The organism is Luteipulveratus halotolerans, assembly GCF_001247745.1.
GTDB classification, from domain to species: domain Bacteria; phylum Actinomycetota; class Actinomycetes; order Actinomycetales; family Dermatophilaceae; genus Luteipulveratus; species Luteipulveratus halotolerans.
The window spans coordinates 157850-178556 of sequence record NZ_LAIR01000002.1 but is presented as its reverse complement, the minus strand read 5'-3'; the positions used below and the strand labels follow the sequence as shown (position 1 = coordinate 178556).

At 66.7% G+C, this 20707-nt stretch carries 19 protein-coding genes and 1 other annotated feature; of the genes, 7 read left to right on the top strand and 12 right to left on the bottom strand.

All coding sequences use genetic code 11. The features are described from left to right. Window positions 1-235: 235 nt before the first annotated feature. Window positions 236-1531 (top strand): ISL3 family transposase, encoded by a 1296-nt coding sequence (locus tag VV01_RS01275; protein ID WP_050668175.1) that lies wholly within the window; start codon window positions 236-238, stop codon window positions 1529-1531. Here the strand turns inward: VV01_RS01275 and VV01_RS01270 are convergent. Further along, window positions 1504-1818, bottom strand: coding sequence for a hypothetical protein (locus tag VV01_RS01270; RefSeq protein ID WP_050668300.1), 315 nt, complete (start codon window positions 1816-1818; stop codon window positions 1504-1506). The two genes, VV01_RS01275 and VV01_RS01270, sit on opposite strands and share 28 nt — an antisense overlap. A gap of 244 nt (window positions 1819-2062) precedes the next feature. Here VV01_RS01270 and VV01_RS24230 point away from each other — a divergent pair, with 244 nt between their 5' ends. Continuing rightward, window positions 2063-2638, top strand: a complete 576-nt coding sequence (locus tag VV01_RS24230) for an N-6 DNA methylase (RefSeq protein WP_050668299.1) — start codon at window positions 2063-2065, stop codon at window positions 2636-2638. A gap of 487 nt (window positions 2639-3125) precedes the next feature. Here VV01_RS24230 and VV01_RS01260 read toward each other — a convergent pair whose 3' ends face one another. Further along, window positions 3126-4373: an IS256 family transposase gene (locus tag VV01_RS01260; RefSeq protein WP_050668298.1), complete on the bottom strand. Its 1248-nt coding sequence runs from the start codon at window positions 4371-4373 to the stop codon at window positions 3126-3128. 149 nt (window positions 4374-4522) lie between these two features. Continuing rightward, window positions 4523-5107 carry an RES family NAD+ phosphorylase gene (locus tag VV01_RS22110; RefSeq protein WP_157508693.1) on the bottom strand — a complete coding sequence of 195 codons (585 nt, stop codon included), beginning with the start codon at window positions 5105-5107 and terminating at the stop codon, window positions 4523-4525. A gap of 465 nt (window positions 5108-5572) precedes the next feature. On the opposite strand from VV01_RS22110, the gene VV01_RS23125 reads away from it, so the two are divergent. Beyond that, a complete protein-coding gene (locus VV01_RS23125; RefSeq protein ID WP_157508692.1) occupies window positions 5573-6796 on the top strand; it encodes a hypothetical protein in 1224 nt (407 codons plus the stop codon). Window positions 6797-6904: 108 nt separating this feature from the next. Here VV01_RS23125 and VV01_RS24855 read toward each other — a convergent pair whose 3' ends face one another. Further along, entirely contained in the window at window positions 6905-7921 is a 1017-nt protein-coding gene (locus VV01_RS24855) for a replication initiation protein (protein WP_082220773.1), read from the bottom strand. 899 nt (window positions 7922-8820) lie between these two features. Here VV01_RS24855 and VV01_RS22710 point away from each other — a divergent pair. The 3 genes from VV01_RS22710 (at window position 8821) to VV01_RS01220 (ending at window position 10634) form a co-directional block, all read left to right on the top strand. After that, a protein-coding gene (locus VV01_RS22710; RefSeq protein WP_157508690.1) for an IS5 family transposase occupies window positions 8821-9715 on the top strand; the annotation gives its coding sequence in 2 pieces (ribosomal slippage) (window positions 8821-9171 and window positions 9173-9715; 894 coding nt in all). A gap of 107 nt (window positions 9716-9822) precedes the next feature. After that, window positions 9823-10104 (top strand): hypothetical protein, encoded by a 282-nt coding sequence (locus tag VV01_RS01225; RefSeq protein WP_050668291.1) that lies wholly within the window; start codon window positions 9823-9825, stop codon window positions 10102-10104. 209 nt (window positions 10105-10313) lie between these two features. Then, window positions 10314-10634, top strand: coding sequence for a hypothetical protein (locus VV01_RS01220; RefSeq protein ID WP_050668290.1), 321 nt, complete (start codon window positions 10314-10316; stop codon window positions 10632-10634). Window positions 10635-10786: 152 nt separating this feature from the next. On the opposite strand, the gene VV01_RS01215 is transcribed toward VV01_RS01220, so the two are convergent. The 3 genes from VV01_RS01215 to VV01_RS01205 form a co-directional block, all read right to left on the bottom strand. Continuing rightward, complete coding sequence (locus VV01_RS01215) at window positions 10787-11134, bottom strand: hypothetical protein (RefSeq protein WP_050668289.1); 348 nt, start codon at window positions 11132-11134, stop codon at window positions 10787-10789. A 641-nt stretch (window positions 11135-11775) separates the two neighbouring features. Next, entirely contained in the window at window positions 11776-12525 is a 750-nt protein-coding gene (locus VV01_RS01210) for a hypothetical protein (protein ID WP_231635126.1), read from the bottom strand. A gap of 20 nt (window positions 12526-12545) precedes the next feature. Then, on the bottom strand, window positions 12546-12953 hold the full coding sequence (locus VV01_RS01205) for a hypothetical protein (RefSeq protein ID WP_050668287.1): 408 nt from the start codon (window positions 12951-12953) through the stop codon (window positions 12546-12548). Between the two features lie 17 nt (window positions 12954-12970). On the opposite strand from VV01_RS01205, the gene VV01_RS01195 reads away from it, so the two are divergent. Beyond that, window positions 12971-14214 (top strand): IS3 family transposase gene (locus VV01_RS01195; RefSeq protein WP_157508689.1). Its coding sequence is split into 2 segments (ribosomal slippage): window positions 12971-13259 and window positions 13259-14214, totalling 1245 coding nucleotides; the frame shifts between segments, so codons are not numbered across the junction. After that, window positions 13258-13386, top strand: a sequence feature (AL1L pseudoknot). It overlaps the preceding gene by 129 nt. Here the strand turns inward: VV01_RS01195 and VV01_RS01190 are convergent. The 5 genes from VV01_RS01190 to VV01_RS23725 form a co-directional block, all read right to left on the bottom strand. Continuing rightward, window positions 14178-14507, bottom strand: a complete 330-nt coding sequence (locus VV01_RS01190; RefSeq protein ID WP_050668285.1) for a hypothetical protein — start codon at window positions 14505-14507, stop codon at window positions 14178-14180. The genes VV01_RS01195 and VV01_RS01190 overlap by 37 nt on opposite strands. Beyond that, the gene (locus VV01_RS01185; RefSeq protein WP_050668284.1) at window positions 14504-16984 is read right to left on the bottom strand and encodes a type IV secretion system protein; all 2481 of its coding nucleotides are present in this window, start codon (window positions 16982-16984) and stop codon (window positions 14504-14506) included. The genes VV01_RS01190 and VV01_RS01185 overlap by 4 nt, the downstream gene beginning before the upstream one ends. A gap of 352 nt (window positions 16985-17336) precedes the next feature. Continuing rightward, a complete protein-coding gene (locus tag VV01_RS01175; RefSeq protein ID WP_050668283.1) occupies window positions 17337-17858 on the bottom strand; it encodes an OsmC family protein in 522 nt (173 codons plus the stop codon). Between the two features lie 140 nt (window positions 17859-17998). Then, window positions 17999-19792, bottom strand: coding sequence for a LamG-like jellyroll fold domain-containing protein (locus tag VV01_RS01170; RefSeq protein WP_197274967.1), 1794 nt, complete (start codon window positions 19790-19792; stop codon window positions 17999-18001). Then, window positions 19789-20556, bottom strand: a complete 768-nt coding sequence (locus VV01_RS23725) for a sugar-binding domain-containing protein (RefSeq protein WP_197274966.1) — start codon at window positions 20554-20556, stop codon at window positions 19789-19791. The genes VV01_RS01170 and VV01_RS23725 overlap by 4 nt, the downstream gene beginning before the upstream one ends. Window positions 20557-20707: the final 151 nt, after the last annotated feature.

Sequence of the window (20707 nt, the reverse complement as noted above, 5' to 3'; positions counted from 1 at the left end):
GCTCCTGATTCGGTGTAAGCGACGATGCGGACTCCGCCGCTCCTGAGGCGCTGAAGCCCGTCAGCAACTCCCGGATACAGGCGGGTAGCTGCCTTTCGTCGCGAATTCTGGGCGTGAAGCGCCTGGTCGTATACCGGGTCTTCGATCTTGCGCGTGATAGCGGTCTGAGGGTGGGGCTCGTGGCCCTGCGGCAGGCTGGGTGTTCTCTACGCATCCAGCAGGCAGGACCACGAGCGTGTTCAAGGCTACGGCCGATGTCGATCCGGCGACGACGTTGTTCAATCTCCCGGGGTACCGGGTGCTGTCAGTGACTCGCGATGCGGGCGGGACTCGGCAGGTGCTGATCGAGGCTGGCGTGGTCGAGGCAGCGTGCCCGGGTTGCGGGGTGCTTACCTCGCGGGTGCATCAGCGGACGGTGCAGCGGGTGCGGGATGTGCCGTTCGACGGGCCGGTCGAGGTGCTGTGGTCCAAGAGGCGGTGGCGTTGCGCCGAGCGGTTGTGCCCACGGACGACGTTCACGGAGCATACCGAGCAGGTGCCGCCGCGGGCGCGGCTGACGACACGGCTGAAGGAACGGCTGGTGGCGGCGCTGTCCGGTGAGGTCCGGGCGGTGGACCGGGTCGGCGCCGAGTACGGGGTGACCTGGCCGACCGTGATGCGGCAGCTGACCGCGGCCCATGCTGCCCGGGCCGCGGCCGAGCAGTTCCGGCCCCGACCGGTGGCCTCGTTGGGGATCGATGAGCACCGGTTCCGCACGGTGCGCTGGTTCCGCGATGAGGCCGGTGCCTGGAAGCGGATCGAGCCGTGGATGACCACGTTCACCGACCTGGCCACCGGGCAGGTCCTGGGCGTGGTCGATGGCCGCGACAGCGCAGCAGTCAAGACGTGGTTGCGGACTCGGCCGCGATGGTGGCGTCACCGTGTGCGGACGGTCGCGATTGACCCGTCCGCGGCGTTCCGGTCTGCCGTACGGTCCTGGTTGCCCAAGGCCAGGGTCGCCGTGGACCACTTCCACCTGGTCAAGCTCGCCAATGACGCCCTGACCAAGGTGCGGCGGCGGGTGTCCTGGGACCGGCACGAGCGCCGCGGTCGAGGCACCGACCTGGCCTGGGCGCACCGCCTGCTGCTCCTACGCGGCTACGACACCCTCTCCAACCGTGCCCGGGAGCGGCTGAACGCCGTTCTGGCACAGGATGATCCGGCCCAGGAGATCAGCGCCGCGTGGGGTGTGAAGGAACAGCTGCGCCGTGTGCTGGCGGCCAGCAGCATCGCCGACGCCAGCGCCGAGCGGGCCACGTTCAACCAGTACGTGTCCTGGGCCGCGATGCCCGAGACGACCCGGCTGAAGAAGACCATCGACACCTGGTGGGCCGCGATCAAGGTGTTCATCCAGACCCGTGCGACCAACGCTCGCACCGAAGCCGCGAACGTCACAATCAAGAACATCAAGCGAGCAGGTCGCGGATACCGCTCACACACGAACTACCAGTGCCGCATCATGCTCTACAACGCCGCCCGAAGCGCGGCATGAACACCGACGTCACGCTGAAAGTCGAAGAGCCCGTATACCTTCGCTGGATCGAGCGGCGCGGCAGCTTCGATGAGTGCGGGGACCTCACGCACCAGATTGGAGTACTCGGTGGTGCCTCGCCGCTGGTGCACGTCCTTGATCTGCCCCTCGAGAACTAGTCGGTCGACCCCGCTGAGAGTCTCCAAACTTTCAAGGAGCGCCGAGAACGACTGATACCACGCCTCAAACCAGTCCCACAGGGTGTTGTCGAGATCTGTGATGAGCAATCGTGGAGGCGTGTCCGTCATGTCGCCACGGTAGACCCGGACCCAGACATTGAGCCCCTGGCTTCATGGACTCGCGTCCGCGGAGCTCGATCCATCGCAACTTCGACGAGCCGCGCCACCGGGATGCGGACGCATCGGCGGGCCCTTCGCTACGCGACGCCATGCGCAGCATCGTGCACGAGCGAGCCCAGTCACCGCCGCATCACGCCTGCTGGCGAGCAGATCGGCCACGTCAGCGACCAGGGCGGGGCGCCACGCCACGACCGTGGACGTGCGGCAGGATGTGCGCATGCCTGCCGAAGACACTGCCGTCATGCGCAAGGCTCGAGGAGCGTTCTTCACTCCACCGCCGGTCGCGCGTTTCATCACCGCGTGGGCGGTCCGCGACACCGCGGACGACGTCATCGAGCCCTCCTGCGGCGAGGCTGTCTTCCTCCACCAACTTGGCAAGGACCGCACCGGTCGAACAGTGGGTGTCGAGATCCACCCGGCATCCGCCACTCGGTCACAGGACACGCTTCGCTCCGAGGGGATCGCGGCCGACATCCACGTGCGCGACTTCTTCCTGCATGACGAGTTCGGCGAGTACGACGTGGCAGTCGGCAACCCGCCCTACGTCCGGGAGCCGGAATTGGACCTCGACCTCGACCTCATCGAACAGCAGCTCGATGCCCTCCCCCCAGTCGCCCTACGGCACGACGTCGTGCCCGACGAGGTCAGTCCTGCCCGGTTCTTCGCAGTGATGCTCGCGAAGGTTCTCGATAACTCCCCCGTCGATTATCACGTGACCGCGCGCGACCTTCGCGCACGCGCTGGATCCAGCGCGCCCGGGACTTCCTGACACGCGGCCTAGCCCACGCACCTGCCGGACCACAGGGCCGAGTCAGCGGCTGCTTGGCTAGCGGCTATGAGAGAGATCAGCAACTCTGAGTTGGGCATGCTCGCAGTCGCAGTTGGCTCCCTTGTTCAACTCCTTCGCGGCACCATCGACCACAGACGCGCCCTGCTGGCAAAGCAGGAAGAGCCAGCAGCGAGCCGAGCAACGTACTGGGGCTATGACCGCGATGTGGCCCGCGCACGGCTGGACCTGTTCGGATGGGTCTGCGTAAGCGTCGGTTCGTGGTGGCAGGTGCTCGCATCTCTCGGCGTCCTAAGCGAGTAGACCACAGGGGCAGATCGCCTACGTCAATCTCCATTATCGAAGGTAACGCTCCGACAGGTTGAAGTCAGCCGTGCTCCTCAGCGAAGGCGGCAGCGGTGACCAGGTGGGCGCTGGTTCGGTCAAGTCCCTTGTAGTGGTGTAGCGCTGCGTTCTCCTTGCTGAGGGTTTAGGCGGTCAGGGCGGGCAGGTCATCAACTCCGGTGTCGGGTTCGGTGGTGGGCACGATGTTGATGCGGCAGCGGGCCAGCAGGTCCAGGCCGAGGTAGCGGCGGCCTTCGGCCCATTCGTCGGTCTGCTCGGCCAGGACCGCGCCGACCAGCCGCACGATCGCCGCGCGGGTGGGGAAGATGCCGACGGCGTCGGTGCGGCGGCGGATCTCGCGGTTGAGGCGTTCGGCGGGGTTGTTGGACCAGATCTGGGTCCACACGTCCTTGGGAAACGCGGTGAACGCGAGGATGTCCTCGCGGGCGTGTGCGAGGTGCTCGGCCACGGCGGGCAGCTTCTCGGCCGTGTACTCGATGAGCCGGTCGAACTGGGCTTGTACGGCTTGGTCGTCGGGCTGGTCGTACACGCTGTGCAGCATCGCCTTGACCGCCGGCCACATGCTCTTGGGACAGATCGACATGAGGTTGGCGGCGTAGTGGGTGCGGCAGCGTTGCCAGGTCGTGCCGGGCAGGCTCGCTGCGATCGCCTCGACCAGCCCGTGGTGGGCGTCGGAGGTGACCAGCCGCACCCCGGTCAGGCCGCGGGCGACCAGGTCGGCGAAGAACTCATTCCACGCCGCGCCGGTCTCGGCGGTCGCGACGCGCAGGCCCAGGACCTCGCGGTGCCCGTCGTCGTTGACGCCGGTCGCCAGCAGCACCACGGCGTTGATGACCCGGCCGCCCTCGCGGACCTTCATCGTGAGCGCGTCGGCGGCCACGAACGTGAACGGGCCGGCCTCGCCCAGTGGGCGGTGGCGGAAGGAGTCGACGTGCTCGTCCAGGTCGGTCGCCATCCGCGAGACCTGCGACTTCGACAACGAGTCGATTCCCAGGGTCTTCACCAGCTTGTCCATGCGCCGGGTGGACACCCCGGCGAGGTAGCAGTCGGCCACCACGGTGATCAGCGCCGACTCGGCCCGTTTGCGCCGTTCCAGCAGCCATTCGGGGAAGTAGCTGCCGGTGCGTAGCTTGGGGACTGCGACATCGATCGTGCCGACGCGGGTGTCCAGGTCCCGGTGCCGGTACCCGTTGCGCTGAGCCGTGCGCGACGGGCTGGGCCGGCCGTACTCGGCGCCCACGACCGCGTCAGCGTCCGCGGACAGCAACGTGTTGATGATCGACTGCAGCAGGTTGCGCATCAGATCAGGGGACGCTTCGGCCAGGGCTTCACCCAACAGGCCAGCAGGGTCGACAATGTGTGGTGCGGTCATCGTGATGACTCCGTTCGAGAGTGCTGTGGAAGGTTCACTCGAAGGATCACGCGGTGGCCGCACCCACGTCCACGACCAGCTCGTGTCGACGATGGTCAGCGACCGCGCTACACCACTATCAGGGACTCAACTGCTGGTTCAAACTCTGCCTAGACGAGTCGCAGGTGCGACTTGGCCGACCCGCGGGGGTCGGGCGGCAGACCGTCCCAAATCTCAGACTCCACCAGCACGGGGCGATCGACATCAGACAGGTTGGCCGGGAAAAGAGCCAACGTCTCGCCGAGCTGAGTGGCTGCAGGAACCAGCAGTCCCTTGCAGCCCAACTGATGCGCGGCGGACGCGACATCCCGACATGCTTCGTATGCGTCGATGCTCGATGTGCTTGAGTGCAGCTGCTCCATGGACAGACCCGCAAGCAGGCGACTGCCGGGTGTGGAGAGGTCCAAAATGTCACCGATCGACAACGTGCAGGTCAGAAGGACGCGAGGCGCAATCTCGTTCGCGATTGCACCCTCAACTGGGTCGACGAGGTGCCGATAGGCTTCAACGATTACTGAATCGAGCGGCCTGCCCAGATAGAGGACCGGGAATCCCGTCCGCCGACCCCATCGCCCGTCCGCTGCAATACCGTTGAGGCCACCGTCTTTGTAGCGAATGGGAACATGGCGTTGCCACCGCCCCGTGACTGTTGCGAGCGTGGCCTGCGACAGCCGATTTGGGAGGTCGTCGACCATCACCAACCACCGTGGAGTGACTCGACCTCTCGAAGGACCTCATCGACGTCGCCTTGCGACAGCCTGTCGATCGGCCTCGTCAGTCCAAGATGTTCGTTTCGTGAATGCAACCAGATTCGGATGCCCTCGGCCGTGTAGATGTCGCCCAGTTTCTGCACCATCAAGCGGACATCGAGTAGGCGCTGCGCCCGCACTCCCCGGGGTTGGTTACTTCCCGCCGCCCAGGTCTGAACCGTGCGAGGGCTAGCTCCGACCGCCCTCGCTACCTCCGTCTGACTCAACCCGGCCGTGCCGATCTCCTGCATGACCTGGACGAACGTGGTCGAGTCCATCGCTGGCCCACGACGCCGGGTCCCGCTGCGCTCCGTCACCCGTCACACTCCTCCATAGGGCGGCTACTTGCGTACAACGCACGCTACCAATTTCTACGTGGTTTGCGTACCATCTTGCGTACAGGAGGTCCAGATGGCCGATCTACTCGTCCGCGCCGCTTGGGGTGACGAAGCGTTCCTAGCCCGCGCGCTCACCCCTGGGCCTGGCGTCGCCCGGCCGCGTGGGATACGCATCGTGGCGGATGCCCACGTGATCGCACGCAAGCCGGGTCTGGCAGCGATCGCGCGCGCAGCCGGCGTGCCCCTGCTCGTCGACCCGCAGACCTACTTCCTCCAGGACACCCAGCAAGCGACAGATCCGTGGGTCAGATTGCCGTTCGGCTCGGCTGGCGCATCCCGCCCAACCGACTTCGCGACTGAGAGCGCAATCGATGACCTAGTTCATCGAGTTGTCACGGCGCAGGCGGTGGGCGGAGCGACCGCGATCGTCCCGCCATACTTCCACCTTGGCGCGGACGAGTCGGGCTGGGACGACGTGCAGGCACGCGTGTGGCGTCGCACGCCTGGTGTGATGACTGCGGCAGGAATCGGGCTGCCACGCCTCGCATTGGTCTCGGTCGACTGGGCCCGTCTCCGTGACCCGTCGTTCCTTACCTCAGATCAGGACTTGCATCGCGCCATGGTTGCAGTCGACCCTGCCGAGGTAGCGCTGGCAAGTTCCAGAAGCCACATGGGGCGTACCGCAGATGCACGGTTGTTCGACCTAGTCACTCTGATCCACCGACTGGCGGCCATGACGCCGGTCATCGCGTGGCAGCAAGGTGTCCTGGGCGAGGCATGCGTCGCGGCTGGGGCCGCGGGCTATGAGACCGGCATCGGGACGCGCGAGACATACGATGTGTCACGCACGCTGGCCGGCCACCGAGGAACGGCGAGCGCGGGTCCAGAGCAGCAACGGCGACAGGCTCGCCCGGTATTTGTACCTTCACTAGGCCGAAGCGTGGGCAAGCGCTCACTTGAGGCAATCTCGCGAATCGCGCCCCTATGGGCGCTTCTTATGTGCCACGACGCGGCATGCTGTCGGCCCGGCGGTGCATCGATGCTCGGCGACGCCCGGTATCACGCCGTGACCTCAAGGCGCCGGAGCTTGGACCAACTCACCAGCGTCGAACAAGCCCACTGGCGATGGGGCGTCCTCGCCGAGAAGGCCGCACTGGCAACGACACTCGCAACACGCATCAATCGGCTCGCAACTGACAGTGAGGACATCAAGCGCGTCGACCCGGTCCCTCTCGACGCGATCACGGTAGTCAGCGAGCAGCTGCGCAAGCCGACGAGCCGACCCCAGACTGCCTAACCGCACTTCGCGACGCGGCGTCTCCGTCGTGCCCAGCCAGGAGGCTCCGGGATCTCGTGGTTGCAGTTAGGCACGGCCGAGCACGCCGACATGGGCACACAGACGCTATTACCCTGAGGCTCCTGAAATGTCGCTCGCCCTGAGCGCGCGCTGGACAGTGCGAATCGTGACCCCCAACGCCTCCGCGATCTCCGCCGTGCTCGACCCCTGCGCCTGCAGTGCGCGGGCCGCTTCCGCGCGCAGAGTCGCCTGGGCGCTGCGCACAGCTGTGCCGGATGCTGCGCGCATCGAACGCTGCTGCGCCTGCGCTTCCGACGCCGCGCTCCCTCCCTTTCGACCGAACTCGGAGAGCACCTCGCGGACGGATCCGGGAAGTTCCTCGCTACCTTCCCAGCCGCCTCTCCGCTCCCGGTAGCGCAGGATCGACCGCACGATGCTCGCCACCTCTGCCGGGCTCAATGGCGGATCGCAGCGACGGTTGGCAGCCTCGGCCGCCGCACGCGGGTCGTCCGCCCGTCGCGCAATCTCGAAGATGGTGACGTTGCGTGCCCCGCGGCGGATCGGCCCACTGATGCCGAGGGATGTGTCGCCAGATACCGGACGTCGCAGCACAGCGCTCGGCCACAGGCCAGCGCTACGCAGCGGCCGAGCAAGCTCGCCGAGAGAGCGGGCTGACATGGGGCCCCAGTAGGTAATTGCGTGGCGCCACAACGGATTTCGTGATCGAACTCCCGTGAAATGCGGATCGCCCCCGACCGCATCACGGAGCGCCTCTCTGACGTCGGCGAGATATCGCTGGGGCTTTAGCCGCGCGTTCGGCCCGTGCGAGACGGGCTCGATGATCCACGCCGCGTGAGTATGCCCATTGGCTGGGTTTTCGACGACCCAGGACGGCTTGGGGACGGCGGTCCAGAGTGCCCTGGCGACTCCATCCGAGTGATCAACATCGACCGCGATCACCCAAGTCAAGCGCGCGGAGTTGGGCTCCCAGAACTCGTCGCCCCCATACCTCGCGGGGTCCGTGGCGACGACTTCGTGACGGCCCCGCGCACCACGCTCACCGGGGCGCTCTCGAAAGGGCGCGCACGCATCTCCCAGGTGCCGATGCCTTGGCACTCCGGGCATACCGGCCACGGTCCGTCGTCGATCGTCCAGAGGCCCAGCGTCCGGAGGCGATTTATCTCAAGGTGATCCAGTCCGCCACCGTCGCAGTCGAGACAGCGGACCTCCGTCACACCCTCCCAGTAGCTGCCTTGGTCTTGGCCAGTGTGCGCCTGTGGGGATATCATGACGAGTGTCCTTCTTCCTGGCGGGAGTGGGATGAAGATGTCGGAGGGCTGGCGTTGGCGCGCCGGCCCTCCTTTATGGCAGTTGGGGCGTCTTTTGCGTTGGCTTCTCAATGGCCGCACGCTCAATCGTGGGCCGGAGGATTGCACTGAGCGTGACCCTCTGGCTCATCGCGCGCTTGCGCAACTTCTCTGCGGCATCCGGCGATATTCTGACAGCTATGGCGACGCGCTTCGTCATGTGTTTACGCTACGCGCTCGCCGTTGGTATCGACAGCCGGAGAAGAGGCCGAGAACGATCACTACTCTCCCTTCTTGCCAGAAGCAGCACACTTGAATCGCCGAGCGCCGCAGATCTACTGCAAGGTTTCACGTTGCCGACTGGGCACGTATATACGTCGATGTCGTCTCGGAATGCGATACGGCCACAAAGGGCAGAGGCTAAATTCTAGGAATGACACCGAAGCGCGTGATCAGGGTGACGCCTGACGAGGTCCACGCGGCCCGGGCGCTACGACGGCTGCGCGGCGGACGGGTGCCGGAGATCGTGCACCGCATCGCGGACGCAAGGCCTCTGGCTCCGGCGCGACCCGGCCAGGAACGCCCCGTCGACGATGCCGGCCACCGGACAACGCGCACGTAAGTCAACGAGAGAACCGCGACGACCTCTGTTCGGCGGTCGTCGCGGTTAGGGCGTGTCTGACAAATAGTTCGGTGTTGGGCTGAGATTCTGCGGACGTGTCTCGTTTCCAGTTGCTCTCGGATGCCCAGTGGTCGTTGATCGAGGAGATGTTGCCGCGTCCTACGGGCCGCAGGGGTCGGCCGTTCTCCGACGCGCGCACGATGCTCGAGGGCATCATCTACCGGTACCGGTGCGGGATCGCGTGGCGCGACCTTCCGGAGTCGTTCGGTCCGTGGCAGACGGTGTGGACCTGGCATCGCCGGATGGCCACGGACGGCACCTGGGACAAGGTCCTGGCCAAGCTCACCGCCGCCGCGGACGCTGCGGGGATCGTGGACTGGTCGCTGTCGGTGGACTCCACCATCGCCAGGGCGCACCAGCACGCGACGAACACCACCCGTACCACAGGGGGCTGGGTCGAACTACACGAATCTGCTGCAAGAGCCGCCTGACCACGCCATCGGCCGCTCCCGGGGCGGGCTGTCGACGAAGATCCACCAGCTCGTCGACGGCAACGGGCTGCCGCTGGTCACGCTGATCACTGCGGGACAGGCCGGCGACTCACCCGTGTTCCTGCCACTGCTGGGACACCTTCGCGTCAGCCGCGACGTGGGGCGCCCACGCACCACACCAGACGCGGTCCGCGGCGACAAGGCGTACTCCTCACGCGCGATCCGCGCTCACCTACGTGCCCGCGGGATCAAGGCCGTCATCCCCGAACCCGACGACCAGAAGGGCCACCGCAAGCGCCGCGGATCACGCGGTGGCAGACCCGTCGGGCTCGATGCCGCCGACTACAAGAACCGCAACGTCATCGAGCGCCGCTTCTGCCACGTCAAGCAATGGCGCGCACTGGCCACCCGCTATGACAAACACGCCATCATCTACCGCGCCGCCGTCCTCATCCACGCCGCCATCGCCTGGACCCAGCAATTATCAGACACGCCCTAGGCGGCGCGTCGCGCTGGCGCGACGCGGTCCGCCGATTGGACCCCGTCACGTGACACAGGTGGGCAGCGGCACCCCGATACGTCGCCTGCTCCTGGGAGGATCCGAGCATGAAGTCGCTGCGCTTTGTTTTCGCGCCATGGCTGCGGTGGCCGGTCCCCTACGTCAGCTGGTTGGACGGCACCATCCTGCGGTACGCCATTTACGTCGCCGTGCTCACGTGGGGACTGATCTGCCTCGGCGCGGGAGCGCTCCTGTACTCCAACGTCACCGCCGGGGCGTGGTCGGGCATCGGCTGGGTCGTTATGGCGTGTGCATTCGCGGCCTTCACGGTGATGTTGCGTGCCCTGCAGTGGCTCCTCGGACTGGCCGAGCGTCACGCCCTGGGCTGACGTTCCTGCAGCCACACTGGCGCGCATCCAGAATGCGAGACGGCGCGGCAACGAATATCTCGTATATACACGAATTTGCCTTCGACGTTTCTGAACGCGCCCAGTCTCGTAAACGTGTGGCTGCTACTGGCAACCAGGGGCAAGAGGTCCGGCCGCACCCTCCAGAACTAGGCTTGTTTACACCTCACTCGCAAAATTACGTTTACACCATGAAGGTGATTGATCGAGATGATCTGAATCGACACTTTGAGGCGCTCCTCAACGACACAGACCGGGACGAGAGTCTGTACGTCCATCTGGAGACCGGCGCACTTCAGTCTCGCCGCGATGACCTGCGCCCCAGTCGTGCTGAGTGGGCTCTCCTGGCCCGGGAGGACCTCGGGGAGCGCTGGGGCTGGGGCTGGGGTGCAGAGTGGGATGACCTGCCCATGGCGAAACGTCGAGAGGAGATCGCCATTGTCCGCTCCGAAATCGAGCGATCCCCGGACGGCGAGTACCAGCGCATCTGTGATGCGCGAGAATTCGACTAAACACATTGGTCCGGGCCGACCCCGTGCGCGGGCGTGGAAGGCGCCTACGACCAGGGCGCACGAGGTCGGTCCTGTTGATCATCTGCGTGGGGATGTCATGACATCCCCACGCCACCACATCCGGATGTCATGACATCCCCAGAGCGCAAGGCTCAGGCACGGTCGATGCTCACGCCTGTGATCTCCCACTGGCCCGCCCGCTTCGTCAGGTCGACTATCAAATCGGGCTCTCGGTCGGGTCGGCGAAGGTCGTTCCCGAACACCTGGGCATGGGCGCCGCGATCCATCTGAATGGCTGAAGTGTTGAACGGCGTCGCACCCCAACGCGTGAGTTGCGGACCGTCCCCGATGTCGTCGACGAGCCCCTCCAGCAGGGACGTGCATGTCTCGCCCTCACCTGCCAGCTGGTTGACGGCCTCGTCGGTGAGCATCGAGCATGCCGTCGCGTAGTTCCGCGTCGATGTCGATTCGTAAAACCGGTGCGCGAGGTCCGCGATCACATCACGATCCCCCCGGGGGGACACACTCGACGACGTCGCTGGCGCGCCCGACTCGCCCCCGTCACTGCCCGACGAGCAACCCGCAACCACAGCCAGCACCAACACCGTCGCAGCCACGCGTGCGAGCCGGAGGGGGAGGGCACGCGAGGATCGCCAGGAGCGCAGCGACGACGCGACGCCTGGCGTGCCCTCCCCCGGAGGCGAGCCCCAACCACCCACAGAGGTGCACCGCGTCCACGAGGTGCGACCGGGCCGCCGGACCAGAGGTGCGTGCGCAGGAACAGGCGAGCCGCTAGGCGAGCCGTGACTGCGCACGCACCCTGGTCCGCGGCCCGGAGCCGACGCCGCAGGCCGCAGGGGCGAGGCCCAAGCCAGGGCGCCCGAGCTGAGCCGCGGCGGTGTCGAAGCTTGCGTAGACACCGCCGCGGCGAGGGACCACGAGGGCCACTGGCGGGCCTCGCCCCTGCGGCCAAGGCGGCGGCACAGCACCGAACCCAGCCACAGCGGGTTAGTCAGCCCTGCTCGACGACCGTGTAAACGCGGGCTGACCTGCGCGGACGCCACCTCATCACCTGTGTCACTGACGCGAGGCTCGTGCGGATGGGTGGACAGAGGGACAGACGGATATGTGGATGTAGGCATCAGCGCATCTCCCCATGCGCGCGCAGGCGCTTGACGTGAACCCGGGTCCCGAGCAGCCCGAGTTCCTGCGCGGTGCGCGACAGCGCGGTCGCCGTGGACCGCTCGGTGGCGTAGTAGATGACCCCGGCAAGGTGCCGGGACTGGCCGTACCCGGTGAGCACCCGCGAGATCTCCGGACGCTTCTTCGTCGTCAGTTCAACCTCGACCGCCCACGGCAACGGCTTCCCGTCCAGGCCAGGGTGCGCAGGGAACGGGAACCGGGTGGCCAGAATCTCGGCCTCATCACCGAGCGTCTCCGACACCTTGAAGTCATCCGGGACGGGCAACGCGACGAGATCGGGCATGTGCGGGAACTTCCGACCCGTCTGGTGGAACGGCGCATACGTCAACGGGTCGACCTGGGTCCGCCCGTCCCAGTAGTCAACCTCCATCACCTGCCGCTCCGACACCGACTCGTGCCCAAGCAGCGCATACGAGATCGCAACATCCGTGCACAGCAGAGTGTGCTTCACCGTGCCCAGCGACAGCGTCGGCTTCGGGTACGACCTGTTCGCGGCGGCAGCACCGGCCGCGGTGTGGGCAAAGATGCGAGGAATGCCGGCGAGAGGCCGCGCGGAGTGCAGGTATCCGACGCGGCAGAGCTGCCGAAGCCGCCTATCGAGATACCGCACGGAAGACCCCGTGCAGAGCCGCGCGAGCTGCGGCGCTGTCGCGTATCGGTACCGCGAGAGCCAGTCCAGCAGTAGCACATCACGGTCGCCAAGGCGGATCACAACAGTGTCCCGTCACGGCGATACTCGGCTGTTGCTCCCGGCAGGCGGCGCCGCGCGGGGTCACCACCCCACAGGTAGAGCGCGTGAACCACCTCGACACCTGACTCGCGGTCGTCAGTGATGCTCGCAACCGGCACCTCGCCAAGCTGATCCTCGGTCACGTAGCGATCGGTGACCGTGCACCATCGTGGCGCATCAACGCCATACAGGAATGCCTTGGCGCCAGGCCGCAACCAGGACGGCGTCGGCAAGTCATCAGACCACTCCCCCACCACTCCCACAGCGTCGAGAACAGCGTCGGCTGCCTCGAACAGCCGCGTCACGTCCCAGTCCGGCGACCACTCATCGAGCCCGCCCGCCACGCCAAGCAGATTGAACCGCCCCGGGATGTCCGGAGACTTCATTACTGGAGGATGAAGTCATGGCACGTCCCTCGAAGTACCCGCGTGAGCTGCGGGAGCGTGCGGTCCGGATGGTGACGGAGTCAGTCGCCGCCGGCGAGTACACCAGCGAGTTCGAAGCGATCCGCACGATCGCGGCTCGACTGGGCATCGGGTCTCCCGAGACCCTGCGTAAGTGGGTTCGCCAGGCCCAGGTCGATGGCGGGACCCGACCGGGTCGCACGACCCAGGAGCTGGAGGAGATCCGGGCGTTGAAGAAGGAGAACGCCGAGCTGCGCCGGGCGAACGAGATCTTGAAGTCAGCGTCGGCTTTCTTCGCGGCGGAGCTCGACCGCCCACCCAGGTACTGACCGAGTTCATCGACACTCATCGTGAGGAGTTCGGGGTCGAGCCGATCTGTCGAGTGCTGTGCGAGCACGGCGTCAAGATCGCCCCGTCGACGTACTACGAGGCCCGCGATCGGGCGCCCTCAGCGCGGACGCTGCGCGATGCGCAGGTCGGCGAGCTGATCCGGTCCGCGCGTCAGCAGCGGTTCGTGACCCGGTTCGGTGCGCGCAAGATGTGGTTGCACCTGCGCAGGCAGGGCCATGACGTGGCCCGGTGCACCGTGGAGCGAGTGATGGCCGCGAACGGCTGGCAGGGCGCACTGCGGGGCAAGCAGGTGCGGACCACCATCGCTGACCCGCGCGATGCCCGAGCGGCGGATCTGGTCCAGCGAGACTTCACCGCCTCGGCCCCGAACCGGCTGTGGGTCGCTGACTTCACCTATGTCGCGACCTGGTCCGGGACCGTCTACGTCGCGTTCGTCATCGACGTCTACTCCCGGATGATCGTCGGCTGGCGCGCGGCCACCAGCATGAGCACCCAGCTGGTGCTGGACACCCTCGAGCACGCGATCTGGTCACGCCGCCAGCACGGCGTGGACGACCTGACCGGGCTGGTGCACCACACCGACGCCGGCAGCCAGTACACCTCTTTCGCCTTCACTACCAGGCTGATTGACGCCGGCGTGGACCCATCAGTGGGTTCGGTGGGCGACGCCTACGACAACGCGATGGCTGAGTCCCAGATCGGCGCGTACAAGACCGAGCTGATCCGTCCCGACGGGCCGTGGCGCGATGTCGAGCACGTCGAGCTCGACACCCTGCAGTGGGTCCACTGGTTCAACCACGACCGACCCCACGAGTCCATCGACGACCTGACACCCATCGAGGTCGAATCAGCCCACTACGCTGCACGAAACCGTCTCATCCCGTCCGGGTAGAGACACAACACGAAGTGTCCGGAAACCCCGGGGCGGTTCAGATCGAGCGCCCGGCTCGCCATATGCACTGCGTCCCCGAAGTGCGGACGGAGAACGCGCGCAAGCTCGACCTGGCCATTCCCCTTCGTGAGCGGCGCGATCGTGATGCCCCCGCGCGACACCAGCACGCTCAGTCGACTGCCCGCAAACTCGACGTCTCGCCAGACCCGCGCTTGAACATGGGCAGCGAGCAGCTCCTGAGTCGCGGCGATGCTCAGGCGCCGAAATAGGAAGCGCGGCAGTCGAACGTTCATCGGTCCTCCTCCAGTCGGTCGATCGGCTTGTACGTGCGACGTGCACCACGCCCGCCGACCGCCGCGACGAACCCGCGGTAGGCGTACGACGCCTCATCCATGCGGACGCTGGCGGCACGGGCCTTCGCCTGTGCCAACTGGTGTTCACGCTTGAGGTCGAACGCGGTGGTGTGGTTCTTCTTCAACTCGGCCTTCTTCGCGGCGAGCTCCTTCTCCAGGGCCCGCTCACGCGAGGCCAGACGCTTGGTGTGAATGTGCTCAGCACCGTTCTCCCGCAACGCATTTCGGTGCGAGACGGATACGCGATTCCGGGTCTCCTGCAGAGTGTGGATCGTCGACTTGGTGTCCTCCAGGTTCGCCTTGGCCGAGTCAAACTTCACCCGGATGCGCTTCTCGTTCATGCGAGCCTCGTGCGCGTCGCCGGACGCAGCGTGCATGTGGCGTGCGACCTCGGATCGCTCGGCAATCTTCGACGCAACAGCCTCGCCACGGTCGCGCCCAAGTCGTTGCGCGTAATACGCGCTCGACGGCAGCAGGCCACGTGTGCCGCCCGCCAGAGCCGCGCGAGCGATGGCACCCTTACCCAGGCCACGAGCAGCCGCTCCGCCCGCGACCGCCCCGACCCCAACCCGCGTCGCACGCTGCGTGACACTCCCAGCCGCAGAGGCGGCTCGCTTGCCCATGTCGCCGTCGGTGTGGAGACGCTGGTCGCCGCCGGAGACGTTGAACTCGAACAGCTCCAGGAACTTCTTGCGGTACACGACGCCGAACAGTGCGATGAGGATCGCGAAGATCAGCCGCATGAACCAGGGGATCTCGGTGATGGTGAACAGGGTGCTGTAGAGCGCGAGCATCACCCCGAGGAACGCCCCGAGCGCGATGCGCTTGACGAACGTCCCGATGAACAGGTCGAGCCAGCGCAGGAAGATCCGCTGGCCCCAGTCGGGGATGAGCCCGAGCAGGAAGAAGATCGGCGCGAGGATCGCGAACATGATCGTGCCGATCTCCAGCATCAGGTACGACATGCAGATGAACAGCAGCACGACACCGACACCGAGCGCGGCGATGAGCGCGATCATCGCGATCAGGATGCGGTTGCCGGACTGGGCGCCTCGATAGTTGTCCCAGGTCGTGCAGTCCTTGACGCACGCGTACTTGCCGTCGGCGGCCGCGGTGTTGCCGTTCCACCCGGCCTTGTTCTGTCCGTCGGCGGAGTCCTCGACCATCTCGTTGACCATCTCGTTGCGGTCCTGCCACTTGCCGCAGGCCGACCAGGTCGCTTCCTTGTCGCGGACGGCGGGAGCGAAGTGCTCGTCGTCGTCCTTCACGGCGCACGAGTAGAACGACTCGGGCTTGCCCTGCTTGGAGATCGTCACCTGGTCGGTCGCGGAGAACGCCTGCTGCGTCAGGACACGACGTGAGAAGTCGTACGTCGTGTCACCAGTCGCAGGACCGTTTGCCGCTACCGGGTGCTCCTGCGGGGTCGACCCGGTCAGGCCCGTGGCCCAGGGGTCGAACACCAGCACGTTATAGAGGCTGTTGGCGATGCAGTCTGTGGGCTCGCCGACGTTCTTGCAGTCGGTGCCGGTCAGGGACGAGATCACGGTCTGGGTGACTTCGTTCGCGCCGGAGTTCATCTTCGCCACGTACGAGCCTGCGTTGGAGGCGAACACGTATGCCAGCCCGGCGACGACGACCATCCAGACGGCCTTCTGCATCAGCTCGCTGCTGGAGCGCTTGGTCACGACTCGCCAGCCGAGCACGAGGCCGCCGATCATGACTGCGGCGGTGATGAACTCCAGGAACAGCCGCAGGTGGAGTCGGTTGACGATCTCGGTTAGCGGCGACCGGTCGGAGGTGTCGCAGACGACGACCTGGCGGCCGTTCTCGTTGGGCTCGCGGTGGCAGCGGGTCGTGTCGGCGCCGGTGATGAACGCGTTGATCAGTTTGTCGTCGAACACCCACTGCACGGTTGAGATCGACGTCCGCGACACCGACTTGGAGATGTCGAAGACCATGTTGCCGATGGGCGTGAGGAAGATCCTGTTCGTCGAGGCGCAGCCTTCGTTGAATACCGGCCAGCGGGCGCCTGTGGTGCCGTACTGCCCGTAGAGCGTGTTCGGCTTGTCCGAGGGGTCGCTGATCAGCTGCTCCAGGCCGCTGCCGGACTTGACCGGCAGGTCGAACGATCGCTTGTCGCAGAGCTTTTCCTCTACGTCGAGCGGGCCAGCGTGTGCTGACGGGGTCGCGGAGACGAACCCGATCGCGAGCATCGCCAGCAGCACGGTGAGGACCACTACCACCGGCTTCTTCGCCCGGGCGGCACGGCGCAGCAGCACCTCCAGGCGCCGCTCACGGGGCGCCTGGACCGGGTTTCGGTCGCGCAGCCATGCCTGGTCGGCCGCTTCGTGCGGCAGGACACGCACGCTGCTGGTCGTACCGACGACGAGCAGCGCGGACGTCACGACGCGCCCCACTCAGACGTGCTCCAGGGAACACACGGGGAACAGAAGGCCGATATCGCACTGGAAGCATTGGATGCGACGGACGACGGCTGACCGCCTGACCTGCACGATCTGGAGCCTGAGGGATCGTCGGGAAGGTGACTCTCCGTTCGGGACGAAGAGGTCGCAGGTTCAAATCCTGTCACCCCGACCACCAGGCCGGGCCGGGTTGATCGACGTAGTCGAGTCAACCCGGCCCGGCCTTTGTCGTGGGACACGATGACGACGGCTCCCTGTCACCCGGCCGCCGTCTCGGTGTGCCACATGGCGACGTGCAGCTCGCGCTGCGTCACACCGCAAGCGGGCGCGGCTCACCCGGCGCGGGTCAGCGCAGCGTGAGCTCGACGGGGACGGCGGTGCTCAGGGTGTGACCGACGGGTGAGCTGGCCTCGACCTTGGCGTGCAGCGCCTCGAGGTCGGCCCGCGGCGCGTCGGACTCCAGCGTCACCACCGCCGTGATCGACCGGAAACCCGCATGCCCCTCGGCGAGACCGAGGAAGACGTGCAGGTCGAGGTCGCCCTTGAGGTCGATCTTCACGCCATCGAGGCGGATGCCGGCGACCGTCGCATTGGCGGCGTAGCCGACGGCGAGGCAGTTGCCGAGCGCGCCGAGCAGCTGTTCGACCGGGTTGGGCGCGGTGTCGCCACCGCCGAGCGCCGGCGGCTCGTCGGAGGGAGTCGGGTCGAAGCCGCGAACCCGTGCCTCCGACGCGAACCCGCCCTTCCAGGTGACGTGCGCGGACCATGTGGTCGCGGCGCGGGTCGGGTCGTCCTGGACGGCCTGCACCAGACCGCCGACGGCCTCGATGTCGACGTCGTTGAGCCGGGCGTGGGTGTCGATGCTCATGATCTCTCCTCGGGACAGCGGAACGATCCCGACATCATGTTCTGTTATTAATATCAACACAGCACGTTATTTATATGGTGGACGAGCACCGGAAGGCCCGGCCCGCGGCGTACGACGGACCGGGCCTCCCCTCACCTCACTCAGCGGGTGGTCGCGAGCTGCGCCACCTCCTCGTCGCTCAGCGCCCGGTCGAAGATGCGCACGTCGTCGGACGCGCCGTGCAGGTGGTCGACCTTGTCGCCGCCGAACTGTCCGCGCCCGATGATCGTGTGCCCGGTCGAGGCGTCGGCCGTGCAGACCGACTTCGAGGCGACCTTCTGCCCGTCGACGTAGAGCGCGAGCGTGCCCGCCGTGGCGCCACGGACACCGGTCAGGTGGTACCACTTCCCCGGCTCGGGCTTGGTCGGCGACAGCGCACGAACGCTCGCGAAGCTCATCGCCCACCGCTGGTCGGCACCGCTGTACTGCAGGAAGAACGCACTCGCGTTGCCGGTGTCCTGACTGACGACGGTCTGGAACCCGCCGCCCGCCTCGTCGAGCTTCGCCCAGGCCGAGACGCTGTAGCTGCCATCGGTCTTGACCAGCGACGCTCCGGTGTCGCCCTCGCCCGCACCGGCGAAGCGAGCCGCCGAGCCGGAGACGCCCGGCGCCCAGGTGGTGCCGGTGAGGGTCGCGTCCGCGTCGCCGACACCGTCGGCGGCCGTCGTACCCGAGCCCTCGTCGAAGGTGTACGCGTGCACACCGGCGAGCCCGGGCGTACCCGGTCCGTCGTCCGGCGGCGGCGTGCCCGAGCCGTCGGCATTGCGCACGATCGAGTCGTTGACGGCCTTCACCTGGTTGAAGTCCATCTTCTTGATCTGCCGGTCGTAGGTGTAGAAGCCGTTGACCTCGTGCTCGACGTCGGTCGTCTGGGTGTAGATCGAGCCGCTGATGCCGCACCGCTGAGCCGAGGTGAGCACGTCGCGCTGGTTGCCGACGTACAGGCTCGTGAGCTCGGCGGGCGTCTTGGCCATCTGGTAGGCGTGGCCGTCCTCGAACCACATGTGGTCCTTCACCTCGAGGCCGTAGCCTCCGTGCTCGCCGTCGATCGCGACCCGGTTGCCCTCGGGTGCGTTCTGGGCAGGACCGGTGTAGGCGTGCCAGTCGATGACGTCGCCCTTGCCCGAGTCCCCATGGGACGCACAGCAGTTCACGCCGCTGTGCGCGTTGACGAGTCGCGACGGGTCCCGACTCTTGACCTCGTCAGCGATGCGCCCGGTGTCGTCCTTGCTCCACTCGCCCCAGCCCTCGTTTAACGGGATCCAGCCGATGATCGAGGTCCAGCTGTGATGCTGGTCGACCATCTCGCGCAGCTCGGACTCTAACTGCGTCCGGGCCGCAGCCGGGGGTTCGCCGCCGGTCTTCATCGACGGCATGTCCTGCCACACGAGCATCCCGAGCTTGTCCGCGTGGTAGTACCAGCGGTCGGGCTCGACCTTGATGTGCTTGCGAATTGTGTTTAACCCCAACGCCTTTGTCTGCTGGATGTCCCAACGGAGTGCCTCGTCGGTCGGCGCCGTGTAGATGCCGTCCGGCCAGTAGCCCTGATCGAGGGTCGACAGCAAGAAGGTGATCTTGTGGTTGAGCGTGATGCGCAGCTTGCCGTCCTTGCCCTTGGCGGTGCCGATCTCGCGCATGCCGACGTACGACCCGACCTCGTCGACCGTCTTGCCATCGGCGAGCACGCTGACCTGCACGTCGTACAGGAACGGCTTGTCCGGTGACCACAGCTTGGCGTTCGGCACGGGCACGGTGATCGACGCGTTGGCCGGTCCGGTCGTGCGGGACACGACCTTCGCGCCGTCGCGTACGACGACCGCGACCGTCTGACCGGTGGCCCCACCAGCCGTATTCGCTTTCAGGGCAACGGAACTGGTGTCGATGTCGGCTGTCATGTCGAGCCTGGTGATGTGCGTCGGCGCAACCGGCTCCATCCACACGCTCTGCCAGATACCGGAGGCGCGGTGTAGAAGATGCCGCGGTCCGGCATACGACGCTGCTTGCCGACCGGCTGCCAGGTCGCGTCGGCACGGTCCTCGACACCCACGATGATCTCCTGCGGTCCCGTGCCCTTGAGGGCATCGGTCGCATCGACCGAGAACGCGCCGTAGCCGCCGGTGCGCTCACCGACCTTCGTCCCGTTGACCCACACGGTGGCCTTGTAGTCGACCGCACCGAAGTTGAGCATCAGGCGCTGGCCCTTGTCGACGTTCCACGAGCGGGGCACCTGCACGGTGCGCCGGTAGAACATGTAGTCCTCGTGCCGCTTGATGCCCGAGAGCGACGACTCGGTCGGGTAGGGCACGAGGATCTGCTCGGCCAGGTCGGCGCCGACCGGCGGCGCCTCACCGGCCGAGGCGCCCGCGAACTGCCACAGCCCGTTGAGGCTCTGCCAGCTCTTGCGGGCCAGCTGGGGGCGCGGGTACTCAGGCAGGGCGTTGGTCGGCGACACCTGATCGGTCCACGGCGTCGGCAGGGTGGCCGGCGCCTGCGACCAGTCGCCGGAGGCCGTGGTGGCCCCGGCGAGGGTGGCCGAGCCGGTCGCGGCGCCGGCGATCGCAGGCGGCGCGACGAGCAGGGCGGCGACCGTCAGCGCGAGGCTGATGAGGCGCCACCGGCGGTGGCGAGGAGGGGCGGATGCGGGGGGCACGTCGTACACGAGGGGCTCCTTCGTCGGTGCCGGCAATCGCGTGACGGGCGAGCTGCCGACGCTGTTTACAACGATGCATCCACACATTACAACGATGTATGTGACCTGTGTCACATCTTCCAGGACCATTTCTCCGGACGCATACGCCGGCACGGTGTGC

Excerpts from the sequence above, each read along its gene's own strand:
- VV01_RS01270 (WP_050668300.1), bottom strand. The coding sequence starts at position 1,818 with ATGACGGACACGCCTCCACGATTGCTCATCACAGATCTCGACAACACC.
- VV01_RS01260 (WP_050668298.1), bottom strand. The coding sequence starts at position 4,373 with ATGACCGCACCACACATTGTCGACCCTGCTGGCCTGTTGGGTGAAGCC.
- VV01_RS22110 (WP_157508693.1), bottom strand. The coding sequence starts at position 5,107 with ATGGTCGACGACCTCCCAAATCGGCTGTCGCAGGCCACGCTCGCAACA.
- VV01_RS23125 (WP_157508692.1), top strand. The coding sequence starts at position 5,573 with ATGGCCGATCTACTCGTCCGCGCCGCTTGGGGTGACGAAGCGTTCCTA.
- VV01_RS24855 (WP_082220773.1), bottom strand. The coding sequence starts at position 7,921 with ATGCCCGGAGTGCCAAGGCATCGGCACCTGGGAGATGCGTGCGCGCCC.
- VV01_RS01225 (WP_050668291.1), top strand. The coding sequence starts at position 9,823 with ATGAAGTCGCTGCGCTTTGTTTTCGCGCCATGGCTGCGGTGGCCGGTC.
- VV01_RS01220 (WP_050668290.1), top strand. The coding sequence starts at position 10,314 with ATGAAGGTGATTGATCGAGATGATCTGAATCGACACTTTGAGGCGCTC.
- VV01_RS01205 (WP_050668287.1), bottom strand. The coding sequence starts at position 12,953 with ATGAAGTCTCCGGACATCCCGGGGCGGTTCAATCTGCTTGGCGTGGCG.
- VV01_RS01190 (WP_050668285.1), bottom strand. The coding sequence starts at position 14,507 with ATGAACGTTCGACTGCCGCGCTTCCTATTTCGGCGCCTGAGCATCGCC.
- VV01_RS01175 (WP_050668283.1), bottom strand. The coding sequence starts at position 17,858 with ATGAGCATCGACACCCACGCCCGGCTCAACGACGTCGACATCGAGGCC.
- VV01_RS01170 (WP_197274967.1), bottom strand. The coding sequence starts at position 19,792 with ATGACAGCCGACATCGACACCAGTTCCGTTGCCCTGAAAGCGAATACG.